Raw genomic sequence first — 20,906 nt, forward strand, 5'->3', positions numbered from 1 at the left:
AGGGCCGCACATAAACACCTCGCCGCATGCGACCACGCCGCTTCGCCGCCGCTCTGGTGCTCGCGATCGCGATGGCGGGCGGCGCCGGCGCCAAGCCGGCCGCGACCAAGCCCGCCGAGATGACCAGCAGCCAGCAGTCGCTCCAGAACCAGATGGCGGAAGCGCAGAAGTGGCTCGGCGAGCAGGTGTGGCACATCAAGGAAGAGGTCGACGCCCTTCCCGGCATCATCGCCGAGGCGAAGGAGGGGCACACCGCCACGCAGGAAGAGGTCGGCAAGCTGCGTGACGAGGTGAAGGGCCTCTACGTGGAGCTCTCGAGCGTCAAGCAGCAGATCGAAGGCTTGAAGGGCGACATCGGCAGCGTCGACACCAACGTCTACCGCTTTCGCGCCTACTCGGGCTTCTTCCTCGCCCTCATGCTGCTCATGGTGTTCGTCATCCTGGTGATGACGGTGCGGCGGTAGGGCGTCGCGCTGACGACGGAACGCGGGTTGCGCGAGGCGGGGGCCGACGCTCCGCTTCGGCTCGGCGCGCGGATGAGACGCGGCGTCTTGGCCGGAGCGCTACGTCGCGCCGCTCGCAGGCGCTCCGCATCGGCCCCCGCCTCGCGCACGGTCGTCGAGCTCGTCAGCGTTCCGCTTACCGCTTCCTATCGGCCGTTGCAGCGGCCCCCTGCTGCGCCGGATCTTGGCCCGACACGGCCGCGGCCCTAGAGGACTGCGTCGAGGGCACCCCAGCCCGCCACACCGCCAGCACGAGCGCGCCGAGCGCGGCGCCGAGCGCGTTCGCGGCGACGTCGCGCAGGTCGTAGACGCGCCCGGGGGTCACGGCCTGCAGGAGCTCGTCACCCCAGCCGAGGAGCGCGGCCAGCACCGCGGCGGCGACGTAGGCGGAGCCGCGGTCGGTCCAGGCGGGAACGAGCGCGCGCCAGGCGAGCCAGGCCGCGATGCCGTACTCGGGGAGATGGACGCGCTCGAGCCGGATCGCGCGCAGCCAGCCGAGCCCGAAGGCATAGCCGAGGGCCGCGATGGTGAGCGCCGTGTACGCCCACGACGACGCGGCGCGACGCCGCAGGCGGACGAGAAGCGCGACCGCGCCCGCGAGGACGATGGCGACCGCGCCGCGTCCCAGCAGGAAGCGGCCCGCCGGCGACTCCTGCACCGCGGTGCCGATCGCCGGACCGAACGGCAGGAGCCCGTAGAGGAACGCCGTGTACGCGCCAAGCGCGAGCCAGCGGCGCATCGCGGGGGGTTAGTTTCCCAGCACGACGACGCAGGCGACGGCGCCCGGGCCGCCCACGTTGTGCGCGACGCCGAGCGTCGGGCTCTTCACCTGCCGCGCACCCGCTTCGCCGCGGAGCTGCGTCACGCACTCGAAGATCATACGCACGCCGCTCGCGCCGATCGGATGCCCGAACGACTTGAGCCCGCCCGACGGATTGATCGGGATGTCGCCGTCGAGTGCCGTCCGCCCCTCCTCCACGAGCTTCCAGCCCTCCCCCTTCTTGCAGAACCCGAGGTCCTCGGTGTTCGAGATCTCGGTCCAGGTGAAGCAGTCGTGGACCTCCGCGAACGAGACGTCCTTCGGGGCGATGCCCGCCATCGCGTACGCCGCCTGCGACGCCTTCACCGTCGACGGAAATCCGAGGTAGTCGAAGGTGGGGTCGTAGAACGGCTTGCCGGTTTCGACCGCGAGCGCCGCCGCCTTCACGTAGATGGGCGTTGTCTGGTACCTGGTCGCGAGATCCGCGCGACACACGATCGCCGCGGCGGCGCCGTCGGTCGTGGGGCAGCAGTCGAAGAGGCCGAACGGCGACGCGATGATGGGCGACTTGAGCGCCTGCTCGACGGTGATCTCCGAGCGCAGGTGGGCGCGCTCGTTCTTGGCGCCGTTGCGGTGGTTCTTCACCGCCACCTTCGCGAGCGTCTCGCGACCCATGCCGAAGGTGTGCATGTAGCGCGTCGCCGCGAGCGCGAAGAGGCCGGGCGCCGAGTTGCCCCGCCCGAGCAGCGGATGGCCGAAGCGCGGCAGGCCGCGCCCGCCCCGGTCCTTCAGCTTCTCGGCGCCGACCACGAGCACCACGTCGTGCACGCCGGCCGCGACGGTGATGCACGCGTTGCGAAAGGCGTCGGTGCCGGTCGCGCAGTAGTTCTCGACCCGTGTGATGGGACGGCCGTAGAGCCGCAGCGCGTCGCCGAGCGACACCGCCGACTTTCCGCCGCCCGGACCCGGAATGTACGTCCCGAGATACGCCGCCTCGATCTCGGCGGGATCGATGCCGGCATCGTCGTAGGCCGCGAAGGCCGCGTCGCAGATGAGCTCCTCGTAGCCGCGATCGTAGCGCTCGCCGAACTTCGTGCAGCCGACGCCGATCACGGCGACCTTGTCCTTCATGGGCTCGTTTCAGCCCGCCGCGGGGTGGAGAGTCAAGCGCGCTCGGCGAAGTGCTCGGCGCGCGGCCGCTGCCAGAGCAGGAGCGCCGCGCCGACGATGAAGAACGGCTGCGCGGCGTCGAGGCCGTGCGTCAGGAAGCCGAGGACGAGGCCATAGAGCGCCACCGCCTCCGAAAGGGACCAGCACACGAGGTAGGTCGTGAACACGGCCTGCGGGTCCGGCGCCGCGGTGGCGGGTCCGGCATCGGACGGCGGCAGGTTCCGCCGGAAGACGAGGACGACGCCGAGGTTCGCGACCGTGAGCCCGATGAAGAGGTAGCGCATCATCGTGGCGTCCGTCGGGGCGGGCGTCCCGGGCTGCCCGAGCAGCAGCACGAGGACGACGACGTACATGACGAGCGAGACGAGGAGCGCTCCCCACACGAGCCGCGCTCGCCCGATCGTCGGAGACGCGATGCCGCCCGTCATGGCCACACCTCGTTCAGCACCCGCGCCAGGCGTCCGCCCGCCGCGGTCAGTTGCTCCTCGAGCATCGCTTCGACGGCATCCACGTAGGCGGCGTCGACGTGCGCCCCGAGCCGCAGCATGCGCCGCCCGACGTCGTCCGCGTCGAGGCAAGAGTCGAGACGCCCGTCGGGCTCGCGCGGCACCCGAGCCGACAAGCGTCCGTAGGCGGCGCGCACGCCCACCTCGTGCGCCTCCCACGCCCAGGTGTCCACGTCGACCGGCGCCGCCACGGCTCGTCGCAGCGTCGCGCGCCGGCGGCTGCGGAGCGCGTCGGCGAGCGTGCCCGGCGAGCCGCCCTCGCGGCGCATGAGGTCGCGCACGAGCTGCACGTCCCACACCTCGTGGAGGTTGGGATCGTACTTCTCGCCGCCGGCGATCGCGTGCGGCGCGGCGTCGAACCACGCCACCGGCAGGCAGTTGCCGCCGCGGTCGCCGTTCGTGGTCGCGTGGAGCGGCTGATGCAGGTCGGCGACCAAGTGGACGACGAACCGCAGCGCGCGCGCCCGCTCCGCCCCCGACGCGGACGAGCGCAGCACGTCGATCTCGCGCTGCAGGGCGGACAGGATGCAGTTGCCGAACCGACACCCGCGGCGAAGCTCGCTGCGCGCGGCATCGAGCGGCACGTTCACGTAGTGCCACGGCGCCGTCTTCGGCTCGTCGTCGCGGATCGCGTCGGCCCACGTCGAGACGGCCGCCAGCACGTTGCGGCTCGGCCGCTCGCACCCGCGGTGCTCGGCGGCGATCGGATGCGCCCCCAGGAGCTCCGTCGCGCCGTCGCGCGCCCGCGGCGAGAGCTCCGCCCATGCGAGCAGCGCCACCACGTGGTGTCCGTCGCAGCCCCAGGGATGTGCCGGCCGCGCGATCGCGAGCAGGGCCACGAGCCCGAGCACCGCGACGCGCGTCGTCACGGCGCCTCGACGCCGGCCTCGCGCAGGAGCGCGAGCAGCGCGTCCACGAGCCGCGGTCCGGCGGCGACCAGGAGCGGGGTCGGCGCCGTCGCGCGCGGCAGGACGTGCACCGTCGCGCCGGCGGCGCGCGCGATCGCGGTTCCCGCCGCCATGTCCCACTCGGCGAGCCCGACCTCGTAGAACGCGTCGAGCTGGCCGCTCGCGACGCACGAGAGGTCGATCGCCGCCGAGCCACCCCGGCGGATGTCGCGCACGCGGGGCAGCACGCGCGTCAGCACGGCGGCCTGCCACGCCCGCCGCTCGGGCTGCGGCTGAAAGCCGGTCGCGACCAGCGCCGTCGCGAGGTCGGTGTGGTCGCGCGCGGCGATCGGGGCACCGTTGCACGCCGCACCCGCGCCGACGATCCCGGTGTAGACGCGATCGCGCGCCGAGTCGTGCACGACACCCGCCGCGAGCACGCCGTCGATCTCGATGCCGATCGAGGCGCCGAACGCCGGATACCGGTAGATATAGTTCGTGGTCCCGTCGAGCGGATCGACGATCCAGCGCACGCCGGACGTGCCGGCGCGCTGCGCGCCCTCCTCGCCGAGGATCGCGTCGTCCGGCCGCTCGGCGACGATGCTGTCGACGATCACACGCTCGGCCTCGTGATCGACCTCCGTCACCATGTCGGTGGCGGTCGACTTGGTGGCGATCTCCTGGGTGCGCCCGAGCCCGGTGCGGTGCACGCGCGCTGCCGCGCGCGCCACGCGCGTGGCGAGGACGACGAGCGCCGCGACGTCGCCGGGAGCGCGCACCGCCTACGCCGGCCGCGCCTTCCAGTAGTAGTTGCGGTTGCCGCCGGACTCGTGCAGCCGCCGAAACGTGAGCGCGACCGGTGTGCCGACGTCGATCTCGCCCTCGGCGCTGTCGGTGCCCTGCAGGTAGATCCGGCCGCCACCCGCGAGATCGATCACGAGCATCGGCATCGGATGCTCGGCGACCGGCGCGAGGTTGTCGATCGTGTACGTGAACACCGCGCCACGCCGGCCGAGCTTGTGGTCGACGAGGCGCTCGCGCGCTTTGCACCCGAGACACACGTGCGCCATCGGATACTGCACGAGGCCGCACGCCTCGCAGCGGCTGCCGTACAGCCGGATGTCCTGCTTCAGCTCCTTCCACTCGAGGTACGTCGGAAAGGGTTCGCCCTGGTAGTCCACCGGAATGACGTTGCGCGCCTTCAGGTACTTCTCGTAGGACGCCATCGCGAGCGGACGCGCGAGCCGCGCTTCGAGCGTGCGCGGTCGCGCGGAGGCGAGCGCGTCCGTTGCGCGGAAGACGAGCGCGTCGGCGCCCTCGCCGTAGCCGGCGACGACGAGGACGTCGCCCGCCTTCGCCGTCTCGAGCGCACGCGACAGGAGCACGAGCGGATCCGGCGTGCCGAGGACGCCCGCCTCGGCGACGAGCGGCGCGACCAGCCTGGCCGCGTCGCAGCCCACGCGCTTGGCGACGTCCTGCGCGGCACGCACGTCGGGCGCCGCGAGCACGAGCTTTGCGATCTTCCCGGCCTCGATCCCGGCCTTCCGAAGCGCGGCCGCGACCGCTTCGGGCACGACGGCGGCGAACCCGTAGGTCGTCCCGAAGCGCGCGTCGGCGACCTGCACGTAGCGCTGTGCGTCCGTGCGGTAGAAGTGCGTGAACTCCTCGCCGACGCTCGCCATGGCCACGAGCTCGGCGATGACCTGCTCGCGGCCGACGACGGCGGCGGCCGCACCGTCGCCGAACAGGGCCTCGAGCTCCGACTCCGGCTCGGCGAGGCGCGTGTCCGCGGTCGCGACGAGCACGCTGCGGAGGCTCCCCGCCGCCACCGCATCGCAGGCGGCGCGCACGGCGCCGATTCCGCCGCGCACCGAGCCGGTGAAGTCGGCGACCGCGACGTCGCGCCGGCAGTCGAGGGCCGTCGCGACCACGCTCGCGACCTGCTTCTCGAGATACGGCGCGCTGGTGCTCGCGAAGTACACGCCGTCGAGGTCGCTCGCGCCCGTGTCCCCGAGGCACTCCATGGCGGACTCGACCGCCATCGTGAGCGCGTCCTCGTCGACGCCGGCTACGGTGCGCGTGCCCGACGCGCGGCCGCCCCACGCTTTGGCGATGAGCGCCCGGTCGAGCCGGCGTCGCGGGAAGTACGTGCCGAGTCGCGTGATCCCCACCATGAGGGCGGGGACAGTAGCAGGACGCTCGAAAACCGCCACCTCGGGGCGTCGGTGCCGCGGGGGTGGGGGCGACGCTTCGGCTTCGGCTCCGCCGCGCGACAAATCACACGGAGCGTCACGGCCCTGACATTTCGTCGCGCCGCTTCGCAGGCGCCTCCGCGTCGCCCCCACCCTCGCGGACGCAACGGCACCGCCTGTCGGCTGGCCGCTACTCTTCCCTACTAGAGGAGGGGAGCATGACGCCCGCGACGTTCGTGCCGCTCGGCGGCTCACGTTCTCGGCCGAGTATCCGCGGAGCGGCGCACTCGGGCGAACATCGAGCCGCCCCGCCCGCGGTCGCCCGTCGCGGGCGTGCGTGCTACATCCGATGATGATGATGCGGCAGGTGGTCGTGGGGATGATGGTCGCGGCGTGGCTCGTGGTGGGAGTCGCCGCGGTGGGAGCGCAGCCGTCCAAGAGCGTGCTCGCCTACGCGGCGTTCGGGATGCAGCGCGTGAGCGTCGGATCGAAAGCGCGCGTCACGGGGGACGTCGGCTGTCTCTTCGACGAGCTCTCGATCGGCCAGGGCACGCGCGTCACGGGCAGCGGCGCGGCACCGACGATCGTGCTCCGCAAGAGCGCCCGCGCCTCGGGCGGCTACTTCTGTGTGACGCTGGAGGGCAGCGCCGACACCTGCATGCCGCTCCCGAATCCGCTCATCGACGGGCCGGCGATCGTGCTCGCCTCACCGGGGAACCTCGACGTGTCGGCGTCGCGGCACACCAAGGCGCAGCAGGCGCTCGCGGCCGGCGCGTACGGCACGCTCTCGGTCGGCACGGCCGCGCAGGTGGCGCTTGCCGGCGGCAGCTACCAGTTCGAGTCGATCGACGTCCGCAGCCGCGCGAAGATGACCTGCCTCGCGGCCTGCGACGTCACCGTGCGCACGACGGTGAAGGTCGGACAGGCGGCCCGCGTCGGGGCGGGCGACGGCGTGCCGGCGAGCGGCGTCGTGTTCAACGTCGCGGCGCAGGGCGAGCGGACCGCTTTCGACGCGAAGAATCGGGCCACGATCGCCGGCACCATCTACGCGCCGAGCGCCGAGGTGAAGCTCGGCAGCGCGGTCAAGTTGACGGGAGCGCTCGTCGGGGACTCGGTCACGATCGGGCCGCGCGCGCACCTGACGGGTCCGGGCGGGACCTGAGTGGCGCCCCGCCTCGGCACGGTCGAGCTCGGACGCCGCCCGGTCATCGTGGCGGCGGGCGGAGCGAACGAGGTCGACGCGCTCGCAGGCGCCGAGGGCGCCGACGTGGTCGAGCTGCGCGCCGACCTGTTCGACGATCCCACTCCGGAAGCGGTCACCGCGGCGCTCGAACGACTGCGGCGTGCCGGCCGGCCCATCATCCTCACCGCGCGTGCCGCGAGCGAGGGCGGGGGGCCGATGCCCGACGAGCGTCGCGCCGCGATCTACGAGGCGGGCCTGCCACTCGTCGATGCGATCGACGTCGAGATCGCGTCGACGGCGCTCGCGGCGTCTCTGATCCCGCGCGCCAAGACCGTGGGGCGCCTGGTCCTGCTCTCGACGCACGAGTTCACGACCACGCCGGCGGCGGGCGAGCTGCTGGCGCGCGCCGACCGCGCGCTCGCGGCGGGCGCCGACGTGGCGAAGATCGCCACGCACGCAGCGACGCTGGCGGAGCTGCGCACGCTCATCGACGTCACGCGCGGCGCCGCGCCGCGCCCGATCGTCACGCTCGCGATGGGGCCGATGGGACCGCTCTCCCGCTTCGTCCTCTCGGCCGCGGGCTCGCTTCTCACCTACGCGTCGGTCGGCGATCCGACGGCGCCGGGCCAGATGCCCGTCGCGGAGCTGGCCGTGCTCGTGCGCCGGCTGTTCCCGACCTGAGTCAGCCCGCATCGAGTGCGTCGAATCATGTCAACGCGCTGACGAGCGGCGGCGGCATGCCCCTTGCTGCCCCACGCGCGCATGCCGAATCGTGCAGTCTTCATCGCCGCCGTTCTCGCATGGGCCGCGGCCGCGCACGCGCTCACGCTCGAGAGCCCGCGCATCGAAGCCACGCTGATGGCGAGCAGCAAGGATCCGTTTCGTATTCGCGGTCGTCTTGCCGGCGCCGACCCCATGGTGATCGTCGGCGGTCCCGTCACGCTGCGGTTCGGCGCCCTCAAGGTGGACATTCCCGCCGGCGGATTTCGCCGCCGCAAGAGCGTGTACACGTGGCGCAGCTACCTGCTCGGCGTCAAGAAGGTGACGATCAACGCCAAGAAGGCGACTCTCGACGTCGTCGGCGGGGGCGTCGAGCTCGGCACGCTTCCCAGCCCCGTGATGTTCGCGCTCGCGATGCCCGAGGCGGTCGCCTGCGGGCGCATCGTGTGGAGCGGCGAGCAGACCGCGCCCGCCCGTTCGGGGAAGCACGGCACCAAGAAGATCGCGACGGGACCGCTCGTGCCGTGCGCGCCCGCGGCGGACGGCGCGGACCACGTGCCGCCGCAGATCGTGATCACGAGCCCGACGTCGGCAGACGGGACGACGACCGCGACGCCGACCATCACGCTCGGCGGCGTGGCGCTCGACAACGTCGGCGTCGCAGGCCTCACGTGGTCGAGCGACCGCGGCGGCGGGGCGTCGTTCGCGGCGAGCGCGGACTGGACGGTCCTGGACGTGTCCCTCCAGCCCGGCGACAACCGGATTACGGTCGAGGCCGCCGACGCCGCCGGCAACACGGCGAGCGATGCGATCGACGTCGCCTACAACACGAACGGCATCGTGTTCGACGGCGTGCCGGTCGCCGAACCCGACGCCCTCGCCGTCGGCGCGGTGACGGAGATCGCGGTGCGGCAGGCGATCGTCTCGAACCCCGACCTCGATCCGGCGAGCGTCCAGCTCGAGAGCGTCGACGGCGACGCCCCGAGCCCCGTCATGCCGCTGCGGGACGACGGCGTGCTCGAGGGCGGCGACAAGATCGCCGCCGACGGCGTCCACACCGGCCTCACGACGCTGCCGGGATCGACGGCCGGCGCGCGCCAGCGCTTCCGCGTCTCGGCGCGAACGCTGTCGCACCCCGAGCTGGTCGCGTGGTCGCCCGTGCTGTCGCTCCCGACCGTCGACCGCGTGACGCAGCCGCAGCTCGACGCGGCGATCAAGCTCGCGAACGACGCCCGGACGCTGCGCGACAACCTCGCGGCGCACGGGGCCTCGCCGGAGGCGGTGCTCGAGCAGATCGTCAATCTCGCGTTCGTGAACGGCGCCCGAGCGGCCGGGCCATCCGACGGCGGCCTCGGCGCCTGGTGGCTCGACCAGAACGGCATCCTGGGCGGCGTGCTCGCCTACGACGAGACGACGCGTCGCGGAGGTCGTGCGGCGCCGTCCACCGTCGTGCCGGGGCCGGATCCGCGGCCGCGCAGCCTCGCCAGTCCGATCACGCAGGGTCCGGCCGGCGTCGGCAGCCGTCGCTCGCTCCTGCTCGCGCCCTACTTCGACGGCGAGGAGCCGCTCGCGGTGCAGACGCTCCTCCTCGGCAGCACGTGCCCCCAGTTCCAGGTCGAGTCGCACTTCGGGTCGACGGCCACCCTCGAGCACTTCCAGCACCTCGAGGACTACGGCGTCATCGCCGTCGCCTCGCACGGCGACACGCTCTTCGGCGGGCTCGGCGACGCCTACCGGCCGGAATGGGAGTGGAGCTCGACGGGCGCGCAGGCGATCGTGCTGACGGGGACGACGCTCACGTCGGAGAACCGCGCCACCTGGGAGCGCGATCTGCGGCTGGGCCGCCTGGCCGTCTTCCCCGACGGGGTCGCGGCCATCCTGCCGTCGTTCGTCACGACGTACAGCATTCGGCTACCCGCGAGCCTCGTCTACATGGGCACGTGTCGCAGCTCGGCGAATCCCACCATGTCGAGTGCCCTCTTCGATCGCGGCGCCGCCACGTACTTCGGATACGACGGCTACGTGACGTCGGCGTTCGCGCACGACGTGGGCGTGGATCTCTTCACGCAGCTCCTGTCGGGCAAGAGCGCCGCCGAGGCGTTCACGCCCGGCCAGAGCGACGGCGCGACGCCGCCGGCGACGTTCACCATGGCCGGCCAGCCGGCCACCAGCCTCACGGCGACGCCGATCGTCAACGGCAGCTTCGAGATCGCGAGCGGGTTCGAGGCCAGCGTCGCCGGCTTCACCGTCACGGGCGACGGCCGGATCGTCGGCGAGCTCGGCTCCACGTTGCCGACCGACGGCACGCGCATGGCGCTCGTCTCGACGGGCCTCGGCTTCACGACCGAGGCGGGCACCTTCGCCCAGCCCGTCTGCCTGCCCGCGCTGCCGCCCGGCGCGACCTCGATGACGCTCACGTACGACTGGAACTTCTTCTCCGAGGAGTTCCTCGAGTACTGCGGCAGCCAGTTCCAGGACAGCTTCGTCGTCCAGTTCGGCGCGAGCGTCCTGCAGTCGACCAAGATCGACGACCTGTGCGCCAGCGTCACGCCCGCCGACGTGAGCTTCGACAAGGGCGACGTCTACATGACGGGATGGCGCACGCAGGCGATCGACGTCACCGCGTTCGCGGGCCAGGCCGACCTCCTCAGCTTCGCCGCCAAGGACGTGGGCGACAGCATCTACGACTCGGCGATCCTCGTCGACCACGTGCGCCTGGTGGTGCAGTAGCTACTCATCCCCGCTACGGATGGGGCGGCGCGCAGCCTTCTTCTCGGCCTGCACGCGCTTGCCGGCGAGCATCTTCTCCTTCGCACGTCGCGACCGCTTGCGCTTCTGGCGCCGGATGCGCTCGCGCGCCTGCTCGGCCGCGCTCGCAATGCCGAGACGCCGGGTCTCGATCTTCTCGCACAGGAGACGCCGCGCGAGGAATCGGTTCATGCCCTGCGAGCGACTCTCCTGACACTTGACCGCGACGTCCGACGGCGGATGGCGGAGCACGACGCACGTCGCGACCTTGTTGACGTTCTGGCCGCCCCGTCCACCGGAGCGCACGAAGGTCTCCTCGAGCTCGCTCTCGCGGATCCCCAGGGCTTCCATGCGGGCCACGAGCGCGCGCACCTTGTCCGGACTCACGGGAAACATCGGCGTGCGCTCGAAGGTACACGAGCGCCGCCCCGCGTGCAGCCGGCGGGTGTCAGCTCCCGGGGACGATCTTGTAGACCTCGCCCTGGCCGTCGACACCCCCGCCGTAGTCGACGATGTAGAGCTCGCCGCGTGCGTCCTCGCCGAACGAGCTGACGCCGCCGATCGAGAGACCGCCGCCCGGCGCGACGTCCGCGGTGCGATCGTCCTGGTTCTGCGCGACGCCGCCGGAGACGCCCTTGAAGGTGCGGATGAAGGCCGAGCAGATGTCGGAGTAGAAGTACGTGCCGGCGAGGTCCGGCATCGCACACCCGCGATACACGTATCCGCCGGTGATCGAGCAGCCCTGTCCGTGGTCGTACTCGAGGACCGGGAAGGTGAAGCCGGTCGGCGGGCTCGGGCACATCGTCGCCGGCGGCTCGGGCTCGTGGCACAGCGTCCCCTCGAAGATGTCCCAGCCGTAGTTCTCGCCGCCGGTGCTCGACGCCGGCTGCACGTCGACCTCCTCGCGGGCGCCCTGCCCGACGTCGGCGATGTAGAGGTCTCCGGTGCCGCGATCGAAGCTGATGCGCCACGGATTGCGGACGCCGTACGCCCAGATCTCCGGCAGCGCGGGCGGCGCGCCGACGAACGGGTTCGACGGCGGGATCGTGTACGTGGGCGCATTGACGTCGATGCGCATGATCTTCCCGAGCAGGCGCGTCAGATCCTGTCCCGTCTCCTGCGGATCGTCGCCGCCCCCACCATCGCCCATCGCGAAGTAGAGGTAGCCGTCGGGCCCGAACAGGACGAGGCCGCCGTTGTGGTTCGACGCGAAGTCCTCGGTCGAGATGACGAGCGTGCCGGACGTGTTGGCGACGTCGGGGTTCGCGCTCACGGTGTAGCGCCGCACCTCGGGCAATCCGCCGTTGTTCGTGTAGCTCAGGTAGAAGATGCCGCTCGTCTCGTAGTCGGGCGCGAACGCCATGCTGAGGAGCCCCTGCTCGCCGCAGCACGTCACGTCGCCGGTCACGTCGATGAAGGGGGTCGGCAAGAGCGTGCCGTTCTTGACGATGCGCACGACGCCGTCCTGCTCGACGATGAAGATCCGGTTCGGATCGAGCGGCGGCGCGGTGACGTAGACGGGCCGGTCGAGCCCGGACGCGACGCGGACGCTGCCGAGCGCCGTCCCCGACACGGTCGGCACGCCGTCGCACACCGCGGACGTGTTCTCGAGCGCGCACGTCGACGAGCAGCCGTCGCCGTCGTTGGTGTTGCCGTCGTCGCACTCCTCCGTGCCCTCGGCGACGCCGTTGCCGCACGTCGGCGGGGGCGGCACCTCGCAGTCGGCCGGCGCGGACGCCGCCGCTGCCCGGAGCTTGTCGGTGCGATTGTCGAGGAACGTCGTCGCGTCGAAGCGCGCGCACCAGGTGTCGGCGCCGATCGTGAAGCGAACGTCGACCGGACCCGTCTGCGAGCCGGCGACGGCGTAGCCCCAGCTGCTGCCCTTGCCGGCGATCGTGAGCGAGCCGCCGTGGGAACCGCCCTTGAACGCCACCTTGCGAATGCCGACGCCGCCGGAGCGATCGCTCCACTTGTAGCCCTTGGCGCCGGACGGCGTACCGAGCCCCACCCACAGGTTCTGATCGAGTGGGACGATCCCGCTCGTGCCGTCGCCCGCGCCGCGACCCACGATCTCGAGCGTCGCGCCGCCGCCGCGCGGGTCGCCGCCGGCCGTCGGGTCGATTCCGAGGTCGCGCGTCGCCTTGAAACGGACCGTGCGGCGCGTCGCGTCGCCCTGCCGATCCTTCAGAACGAGCTTGTCGCCGGCGACCGGATGATCGGCACCCAGGGCGGTGGTGGCAACGAGGAGCACGAGCGCGGCGGTCTTACGCACGAGAGAACCCTCCGTCATGTCGATTATCGTGCTCAGCGCGCTCCCGTCAACGGAATTTCGCGCGGCGCGGCGCCTATCTTCGCGCGCGGCGTCGCGCTAAGGGGCCGTCATGTCGCGCGTGGCGCTCGTCGGGCTCGCCTTGCTGGCGATCGTCGCGAGCGCCTGGCTCGCCGGGGTGCGGCCACACCGCGACACGCCGCCCGAGGAGCCGCCGCGCACGCGCCACCTCACACCGGACGGATCGCCCGTCTACACCAATCGTCTTGCGACCGAGCAGAGTCCCTATCTCCGCCAGCACGCCCACAATCCCGTGGACTGGTATCCGTGGGGCGACGAAGCGTTCGCGAAAGCGCGCGCGGAGCATAAGCCCATCCTCCTCTCGGTCGGCTACTCCACCTGTCACTGGTGCCACGTGATGGAGGAGGAGTCGTTCGAGGACGAGGAGATCGCGGGCTACATGAACGCGCACTACGTGGCGATCAAGGTCGACCGCGAGGAGCGGCCCGACGTCGACGCCGTCTACATGAACGCGGTGCAGCTCATGACGCACGGGGGCGGCGGCTGGCCGATGACCGTGTGGCTCACGCCCGATCGCCGCCCGTTCTACGGCGGCACGTACTTCCCGCCGCGCGCCGGCGCGCGCGGCATGCAGGTCGGCTTCCTCGAGCTGCTGCAGCGTCTCGCCGACGAGTACGCGAAGGATCCGAGTCAGGTCGAGATCGCCGCGAGCGACGTCGCGGGACGCCTGGAGATGCTGGCGGCCGCACCCGGTGACGCCGGCGCGCCGGACGCGCGCACGCTGGCCGCGGCCTACGACGAGATCGCGCCGACGTTCGACGCGGAGCACGGCGGTTTCGGGTCACGCCCGAAGTTCCCTCGCCCGGCGCAGCTCCAGCTCCTGCTCCGCCACTACCGCCGTACCGGTGACGCGACGGCGCTCGCCATGGTCGTGCGCACGCTCGACGCGATGGCGATCGGCGGCATCCACGACCACGTCGGGGGCGGATTCCACCGCTACGCCACCGACGAGGCCTGGCGCGTGCCGCACTTCGAGAAGATGCTCTACGACAACGCGCTCATCGCCGTCGCGTACCTCGAGAGCTGGCAGGCGACCGGACGCGAGGACTACGCCGACGTCGCCCGCACGACCCTCGCCTATCTCGAGCGCGACATGCAGGCGCCTGGCGGCGGCTTCTTCGCGGCGAGCGATGCCGACAGCGACGGTGAGGAGGGCAAGTACTTCCTCTGGACGGCGCCCGAGGTCGCCGCGGTGGTCGGCCCCGAGCGCGCGCGCCTCGTGACGGCCTACTTCGACGTGCACGACCGGCCGACGACCCTCGCGACGCCCACCCCCCTCGGCGAGGTCGCGGGGGCGCAGCGGACACATATAGAGGAGGCGTACCGCGAGCTCGGCGAGGCGCGCCGCCTCCTGCTGGGCGCCCGCTCCCGCCGTGTCGCCCCGCACGTCGACCGCAAGGTGGTGGTCGGGTGGAACGGCCTCGCGGTCTCCGCGTTCGCGCGCGCCGGGGCCGCGCTCGGCGACCCCCACTCGACCGACGTCGCGCGGCGGACCGCCCAGACGCTGCTGGACACGCGCCGCGGCGGTCGTCTTCCGCGCTACCTCATCAATGGGGACGCTCGGGGCGATGGGTACCTCGACGACCATGCCTTTCTCGTCGCGGGGCTGCTCGACCTCTTCGAGGCGACCTCCGACCCGCATTGGCTCATCGAGGCCATCGCGCTGCAGCAAGTGCTCGACGACCGCTTCGCCGATCCGGACGGCGGCTACTTTCTCACCGCCGCCGGCGACGAGGCGCTGCTCACGCGCGAGAAGCCGGACTACGACGGGGCGGAGCCGACGGGGAACTCGGTCGCGCTGTCGAACTTGCTCCGCCTCCACGAGCTCACGACCGACGACCGCTACCGCGAGCGCGCCGCGGCGCTCCTCAAGTCCTTCGCCATGGTGCTCGCGCACCAACCGAGCGACCTGCCGCAGATGTTGGTCGGTCTCGACTTCGCGCTCGGGCCGGTGAAGGAGATCGTCCTCGTCGCCCCCGGCGACGGCGCGGCGGTCCAGGCGTTCGCCGACCGCCTGACGGCGTCGTTCATCCCGAACCACGTGCTGGTCGTCGTCGCGGGCGGCGCTCCGCCCGCCGCGCTCGCGCGGGCCGTGCCGTTCGTCGCGGAGAAGCCGCCGCTCGGCGGAAAACCGACGGCGTACGTGTGCGAGCGTCACGTCTGCAAGCTGCCGGCGACCGACGTGGATGCATTCGCGCTGCAGCTCGGTGTGACGTCCGCCACCGCACCGTGAAGCTGCAGCATGTGCGGCGGCACTCCCTTCGGCACCGCGCGGGCGAGCGACTTGCTAGCCGAGTATGCGAGCACGCAGCGGCTGGTGGGCAATCGTCTGTGCGGTCGGGCTTTTACTGGTCGCGGGTGACGTAGGAGCGTCGGCCCCGGTCTTCCCGGGCGTCATTACCACGACGGTCCCGAGCGCGGACTCGGATCTCCCGATCCCGGACAACGGCTCGCTCGTGACGGTGCTGACGAGCGACGTCGCTGGCCAGGTCATCGACGTCGATCTCCACGTCGACATCACCCATACCTCCGCGGACAACCTCGACATCTTCCTCGTGTCGCCGTCCGGCATCACCGTGACGATGACCACCGACAACGGCGCCGCCAACGACGACGTGTTCGCCGACACCACCTTCGACGACCAGGCCATGGGGACGCCCAGCGCACCCAACGTGCGGAACTTCACGTTCACGAACCTCCTCGCGACCGGGCCGATCCAGCCCGAAGGGGCCATGGGCGCCTTCGTCGGCGAGCCCGCGGCGGGCCCGTGGGCGCTCGTCGTCATCGACGACACGAACGGCAGCACGGGCATGCTGCACAACTGGTCGCTCACCTTCACGACGCTCTCGTCGCTGCCGCCGCCGGCGCCCGTGGCCACCTTCGACGGCCCGGGCGGCAACATCCCGGACAACAACGCCACCGGCTTCGCGTCGACGATCGGCGTCTCCGGCCTCGGCGCCCATCTCCTCGACGTCGACGTCACGGTCTCGATCACCCACAACCGTGGCGGCGACATCGACCTCTTTCTCACCTCGCCGTCCGGCCGGCGGATCGACCTCGTCACGGACATCGGCGGCAACAACGTCGACCTCTACAAGGGCACCACCTTCGACGACAGCGCGCCGGTCGCGATCGGCGATGCGACGGTTCCCACCAGTCCGAACCCGTTCACGGCCGTCGTCCCGGAGGGCGCGCTCGGCGGGTTCATCGGCGAGGATCCGAACGGCACGTGGACGCTCACCGTCGTCGACGACACCGGCGGCGTGACGGGCAGCCTCGACAGCTGGCAGCTCCACATCACGACGCCCGCCGCGTGCGGCGACGGAGTCGTCGGCCCGGGCGAGGCCTGCGACGACGGCAACGGCACCGACGGCGACGGCTGCGATCACAACTGCACCGTCTCGGTGTGCGGCAACGGCATCGTCGGTCCGCCCGCCGAGGAGTGCGACGACGGCAACACGGTGGACGGCGACGGCTGCTCGAGCGCGTGCCGGCTCCCGGAGGCGGTGTGCGACGACTGCCAGGACAACGACGGCAACGGCCGCGCCGACGCGGCCGATCCGGGCTGCGCCGAGGGCGCGATGTCGCTGCACCGCTCGAACGCGTCGACCAAGGGTACGCTCACCATGCGCGGCGACGTGCCGATGCCCGACGGTGCCGGCGGCCCCGTGATCGTCGTCTTCGGTGACGGCAACGGCCCGATCATCTGCGCCGGCCTGGGCGACGCGGTGAAGAAGGGTAAGAAGCTCATCGCGTCGGGGACCGTCGGCAACGGCAAGGTCACCGTCGCGGTGCGCGGCGGGCTCGTCACCGTGAAGGGACGCGGCCTCGATCTCTCCGCGCTCGACGACGCCAACGTCAATGTCGGCGTATCGATCGGCGGTCATCGCTTCGCGGGGGGCGGAGTCTTCCGCACTCGCGGCAGCAAACGCCTCTATCCGTAGACGTACGCGCCGACCGTCACGCGCGCGACACGATGACGGTACGAGCCTTGCTCCCTCTCTCATCGTCATGCGTACGAACCTGGACACGGCGACCCGCAACTCGTTCACGAACGGCCACACCGTTCCTGCACAATTTTCGTCGCCATGTCGGAGGTCACACGCCTTGCTGCGGGGGTCGGACATGCGAATGAGTGGCTGGTTTCGTCAAGTTTTTCGCGGTTCCGTCGGTCTGATGTCGCTGCCGACGCTGGCGGCGTGCATCGGCGTTCTCGGCGTCACGCTGGTGGCGGCGACGCCTGCCGCAGCGGACCTCACGGCGTCGTACGACGGTACGTTGTCGATGCCGAAGATGGGTGAAGACGCGATCGCGGCCGGCGGCATCATGCAGGCCGGCGGCTCGCTCACCGGTACGGTCGCCATCAACGCGACGACCGCCGGCGTGACGGGCCTCTACTCCGTCACCGGCTCCATCAAGGGCTCGCGCTTCAAGTTCACGGGCGCGAGCGACAAGGGCGTGACGCTCAGCTGGAAGGGCAAGGCGAGCGGCGACTCCGCGCTCAGCGGCAAGGCGAAGCTCAAGGGCACGGGCGTCCGCGCCAAGGGCTCGCTCTCGATGAGCAAGCGCGCCGACCAGCCGAACACCGATCCGCCGCAGACCTGCGACAGCGACTTCTTCACCGGGCAGGTGATGGGGCGCGTGCTCACGACCTGCGCCGGCTGCCACGTAGTGGGCGGCGCGGCCGAGCACACGACGCTTCGGATCACACTGACCGATCCGCTCGCCACGCAGGCGAGCGTCGCGCTGCACATCAACAAGGACGACCCCGATCACTCGCGCATTCTCGACAAGCCGCTCACGATCCTGCCGCACGCCGGCGGGCTGCGGCTCGTCGCAGGCAGCGAGGAGGAGGGGATCCTCCGTCAGTGGGCGCACCTCGTCGCCGCCGGCCAGCAGTGCGGCGGTCCCGCCGACACCCCGATGGTGGCGATGAACTCGACGGATCTCCTCGTGCGCGCGGCCATGGACCTCGAGGGCAAGCGCCCGGCGCCCGCGGAGCTCGACGCGATCGAGGCCAACGCGAGCAGCTACGAGTTCTTCGTCGACCAGTACCTCCACTCGCCCGAGTTCATCGAGCGCGTGAAGGACGCCTACGACGACGCCCTCCTGGTGCGCCGCGAGGACTTCACCGACGAAGCGCGTGACGAGACCGCCGCCATCTACGGCGAGGCGCTCGAGCTGATCGCCTATATCGTCAAGAACGACCGGCCGTTCACCGAGGTCGGCACCGCCGACTACACGGTCGCGAACGACCTCTTCCAGCGCGACATGAGCCGCATGCCGTACCAGATGGAGCCGGTCGTCGGCTCCGAGTGGCAGCCCACGCACTACCTCGATGGGCGGCCGCACGCGGGGCTGCTCTCGACGAGCGCCTTCTACGAGGTGTGGGACACGAACAACACGAACATCAACCGCCGGCGCGCGAACCGCTGGTCGATCGTGTTCCACTGCTACAACTTCCTCGACACCCCGGTCGACGTGACCCGCAACGTCGACAACAACAACGCCGGCGCGGTGCTCTCGGCCGTGACGACGCGCTCGGACTGCAAGGCCTGCCACGATCGGCTGGATCCACTCGCCTCGTTCCTCTTCCCGACCGACAACGCGACCGGGCTGGAGGAAGGCGACGGAACGAACTTCCGCACCGACTTCTTCAACGGCAACGCCGAGCGCTGGCGCACCGCGAACAAGCGGCCGCCCGCGGTCTACGGCATGCCCGGCACGAGCCTGAAGGACATGGGGCGCCTGCTGGTCCAGGACGACAAGTTCGCGCAGTGCCAGACGCAGCGCGCCTTCCAGATGCTCTTCCTGCGCAAGCCGAAGACGGCGCACGAGATCACGCTGGCGAACCAGATCGCCGAGCAGTGGAAGACGGCGGACAACTACAACTTCCGCCAGCTCGTGAAGCGCTGGATGATGTCCGACGCGTACACGCAGCGGCCGGAGAACAACGACCCCGACTGGGTGCGCCGCGCGTCGCCCGAGCGGCTCGAGACGCTCGTCCAGGATCTCACGGGCTTCCTCTGGACGCGGGCGCCCGAGAACGACGAGGATGACGCCGATCCGAACTCGGATCCGCCGCGCATGGCGCCGGTGCCGCTCCTCACGACCGAGGAGAACGCGTTCAAGATCATCCTGGGCAGCATCAACGGCGTCAGCGTGACGGGCCGGTCGACGAGCCTCAACGCTTCGGTCGTCACGGTGCAGCGCAAGGTCGCGGCCATGGCTGCGGACTACGTCGTGACGAACGACCTCCTCCTGCCCGACGGGCAGCGCAAGCTCCTGAACGGCGTCACGGGCGCCGAGGATCCGGCGACGAGCGAGGCCACGATCCGCGCGGCCATCGCCGCCATCTCGCGGCGCCTCTACGGCGACACGGTCGACCCCAACGGGTCGGACGTCAGCAACTGGTTCCAGCTCTACCGCAATCTCTACGCAGATCAGTCGCAGGCCGGCACGGGCAGCGGCCAGGTGCCCGGCACGCAGGGCGTGCGCGCGTGGCGCGGCCTGCTCGTGGCGATGCTGCGCAGCCCGAAGATCGTCATCTACTAGACCAATCGTGCGCGACGAAAGGGAACGAGCCATGTGGACGTGGAAAGAGGCAATGACGAGGCGTAGCGTGCTGCAGCTCGGGCTCTCCACTGCGGCCCTCATGACGATGCCCCCCTTGCGGTGGCTCGCCAACGCCGACCCCCTGCACCCGCACTTTCTGGTCATGCTGATCGCCGACGGCGGCTGGGATCCGACCCAGGCGCTCGACGTGCACGACCCGCTCGACATGACGGACGGCGTCGACGTCGACGTGCCCCAGGCGATCTCGGGGCTGCCCCCGTCGCAGATCGCGACCGCCGGCGGCATCACCTACATGTCGAATCCGACGACCCGGCCCAACGTCGACACCTTCTTCAACACCTGGGCGAGCAAGACCGCGGTCGTGAACGGCATCGGGACCCGCTCGACGTCGCACGACCAGAGCCGGCAGCTCGTCCTCACGGGCTACCTCGATCCGACGCGCGCCGACTTCGCGGTGATGGCGGCGCACAAGAACGGCACCGACATGCCGCTGCCCCACCTCCTTCTCTCGGGGCAGAGCTTCGGTGGCCAGTTCGCCGGCCTCTCCGGACGCCTCGGCGGCCAGATGGGCACGGCGATCGCGTACAACCGCGTGGGCACGAACAGCGCCCTCGCGGTCTCCGCGCTCGGCGAGGCATACGTCCAACAGGCGCTCGAGTGGGAACGCCTCCACGCGGAGGCGGGTCCCTCGAGCGCCGTCAGCGGCAAGCTCGAGGCCTACCACGACGCCAACGGCCGCGCGGACAAGCTCACGCGGCTCGCCGGCGCCCTCAGCCTCAACCAGAACAGCGGCCAGCAGCTCGCGACCTCGCTCGGCAACGCGTTCAAGAGCGGCCTCACGACGAGCGTCACGGTGAACCCGTTCGGCGGCTTCGACACGCACACCGACAACACCCAGCAGAACAACAGCTGGGACCGCGTCTTCAGCTACGTGAACGGGCTGGTGACCGGGCTCTCGACCCAGTCGGGTCTGCTCGCACCGAGCCTCCTCGACGAGACGACCGTCGTCGTCTGCTCCGAGTTCGGCCGCACGCCCCAGCTGAACGGCGACAACGGGAAGGACCATCACCCGTGGACGTCGATGCTGATCGTCGGCAAGGGCGTGCGGGGCGGCGTGTCGCTCGGGATGACCGACAGCACGCAGGAAGGCGTCAAGGTCAACTTCTCGACCGGCGCGCCCGACAACGGCGGCATGATCCTCGACGTCACGAACATGGTGGCGGGGCTCGTGACCCTCATGGGCGCGAACTCCTCGGACTATCTCCCGACGGTGACGCCGTTCACCGCCATGATCGCCTGAAGAAGGCGCCC

16 protein-coding genes are annotated in these 20,906 nt (G+C 71.2%); 8 read left to right on the top strand and 8 right to left on the bottom strand.

Going from position 1 to position 20,906, the window contains the following annotated elements; translation table 11 throughout:
- Window positions 1-26 precede the first annotated feature (26 nt).
- Window positions 27-464 (top strand): hypothetical protein, encoded by a 438-nt coding sequence (locus tag VMS22_02855; protein ID HXJ32953.1) that lies wholly within the window; start codon window positions 27-29, stop codon window positions 462-464.
- A 175-nt stretch (window positions 465-639) separates the two neighbouring features.
- Here VMS22_02855 and VMS22_02860 read toward each other — a convergent pair whose 3' ends face one another.
- From VMS22_02860 to VMS22_02885, 6 genes are read right to left on the bottom strand one after another with little or no spacing between them, the layout of a single operon-like run.
- On the bottom strand, window positions 640-1,242 hold the full coding sequence (locus VMS22_02860; protein ID HXJ32954.1) for a VanZ family protein: 603 nt from the start codon (window positions 1,240-1,242) through the stop codon (window positions 640-642).
- A gap of 9 nt (window positions 1,243-1,251) precedes the next feature.
- On the bottom strand, window positions 1,252-2,394 hold the full coding sequence (locus VMS22_02865; GenBank protein ID HXJ32955.1) for an acetyl-CoA acetyltransferase: 1,143 nt from the start codon (window positions 2,392-2,394) through the stop codon (window positions 1,252-1,254).
- A gap of 32 nt (window positions 2,395-2,426) precedes the next feature.
- The gene (locus tag VMS22_02870) at window positions 2,427-2,861 is read right to left on the bottom strand and encodes a hypothetical protein (protein ID HXJ32956.1); all 435 of its coding nucleotides are present in this window, start codon (window positions 2,859-2,861) and stop codon (window positions 2,427-2,429) included.
- Window positions 2,858-3,808 (bottom strand): S1/P1 nuclease, encoded by a 951-nt coding sequence (locus VMS22_02875; protein HXJ32957.1) that lies wholly within the window; start codon window positions 3,806-3,808, stop codon window positions 2,858-2,860. Before VMS22_02875 ends, VMS22_02870 begins: the two co-directional genes overlap by 4 nt.
- Window positions 3,805-4,605: an inositol monophosphatase family protein gene (locus tag VMS22_02880; GenBank protein HXJ32958.1), complete on the bottom strand. Its 801-nt coding sequence runs from the start codon at window positions 4,603-4,605 to the stop codon at window positions 3,805-3,807. The genes VMS22_02875 and VMS22_02880 overlap by 4 nt, the downstream gene beginning before the upstream one ends.
- 3 nt (window positions 4,606-4,608) lie before the next feature.
- A complete protein-coding gene (locus VMS22_02885) occupies window positions 4,609-6,000 on the bottom strand; it encodes an OB-fold domain-containing protein (GenBank protein ID HXJ32959.1) in 1,392 nt (463 codons plus the stop codon).
- A gap of 373 nt (window positions 6,001-6,373) precedes the next feature.
- On the opposite strand from VMS22_02885, the gene VMS22_02890 reads away from it, so the two are divergent.
- The 3 genes from VMS22_02890 to VMS22_02900 all read left to right on the top strand — a co-directional run bounded on the left by VMS22_02890 (window position 6,374) and on the right by VMS22_02900 (window position 10,651).
- Window positions 6,374-7,180: a hypothetical protein gene (locus VMS22_02890; protein HXJ32960.1), complete on the top strand. Its 807-nt coding sequence runs from the start codon at window positions 6,374-6,376 to the stop codon at window positions 7,178-7,180.
- A complete protein-coding gene (locus VMS22_02895; protein HXJ32961.1) occupies window positions 7,181-7,882 on the top strand; it encodes a type I 3-dehydroquinate dehydratase in 702 nt (233 codons plus the stop codon).
- An 81-nt stretch (window positions 7,883-7,963) separates the two neighbouring features.
- The gene (locus VMS22_02900; protein ID HXJ32962.1) at window positions 7,964-10,651 is read left to right on the top strand and encodes a hypothetical protein; all 2,688 of its coding nucleotides are present in this window, start codon (window positions 7,964-7,966) and stop codon (window positions 10,649-10,651) included.
- Here the strand turns inward: VMS22_02900 and VMS22_02905 are convergent, their stop codons facing one another.
- Together VMS22_02905 and VMS22_02910 are read right to left on the bottom strand one after the other, a co-directional pair.
- Window positions 10,652-11,065: a peptide chain release factor-like protein gene (locus VMS22_02905; GenBank protein ID HXJ32963.1), complete on the bottom strand. Its 414-nt coding sequence runs from the start codon at window positions 11,063-11,065 to the stop codon at window positions 10,652-10,654. It abuts the gene before it with no gap.
- 52 nt (window positions 11,066-11,117) lie between these two features.
- Window positions 11,118-12,941, bottom strand: a complete 1,824-nt coding sequence (locus VMS22_02910; protein ID HXJ32964.1) for a PQQ-dependent sugar dehydrogenase — start codon at window positions 12,939-12,941, stop codon at window positions 11,118-11,120.
- Between the two features lie 109 nt (window positions 12,942-13,050).
- On the opposite strand from VMS22_02910, the gene VMS22_02915 reads away from it, so the two are divergent.
- From VMS22_02915 to VMS22_02930, 4 genes are all read left to right on the top strand, one after another.
- Complete coding sequence (locus tag VMS22_02915; protein ID HXJ32965.1) at window positions 13,051-15,252, top strand: thioredoxin domain-containing protein; 2,202 nt, start codon at window positions 13,051-13,053, stop codon at window positions 15,250-15,252.
- A 64-nt stretch (window positions 15,253-15,316) separates the two neighbouring features.
- Complete coding sequence (locus VMS22_02920; protein ID HXJ32966.1) at window positions 15,317-16,963, top strand: proprotein convertase P-domain-containing protein; 1,647 nt, start codon at window positions 15,317-15,319, stop codon at window positions 16,961-16,963.
- Between the two features lie 232 nt (window positions 16,964-17,195).
- Window positions 17,196-19,574, top strand: a complete 2,379-nt coding sequence (locus tag VMS22_02925) for a hypothetical protein (protein HXJ32967.1) — start codon at window positions 17,196-17,198, stop codon at window positions 19,572-19,574.
- Window positions 19,575-19,626: 52 nt separating this feature from the next.
- A complete protein-coding gene (locus VMS22_02930) occupies window positions 19,627-20,895 on the top strand; it encodes a DUF1501 domain-containing protein (GenBank protein ID HXJ32968.1) in 1,269 nt (422 codons plus the stop codon).
- Window positions 20,896-20,906: the final 11 nt, after the last annotated feature.

This window comes from Candidatus Eisenbacteria bacterium, from assembly GCA_035577985.1.
Classification (GTDB): domain Bacteria; phylum Desulfobacterota; class Binatia; order DP-6; family DP-6; genus DATJZY01.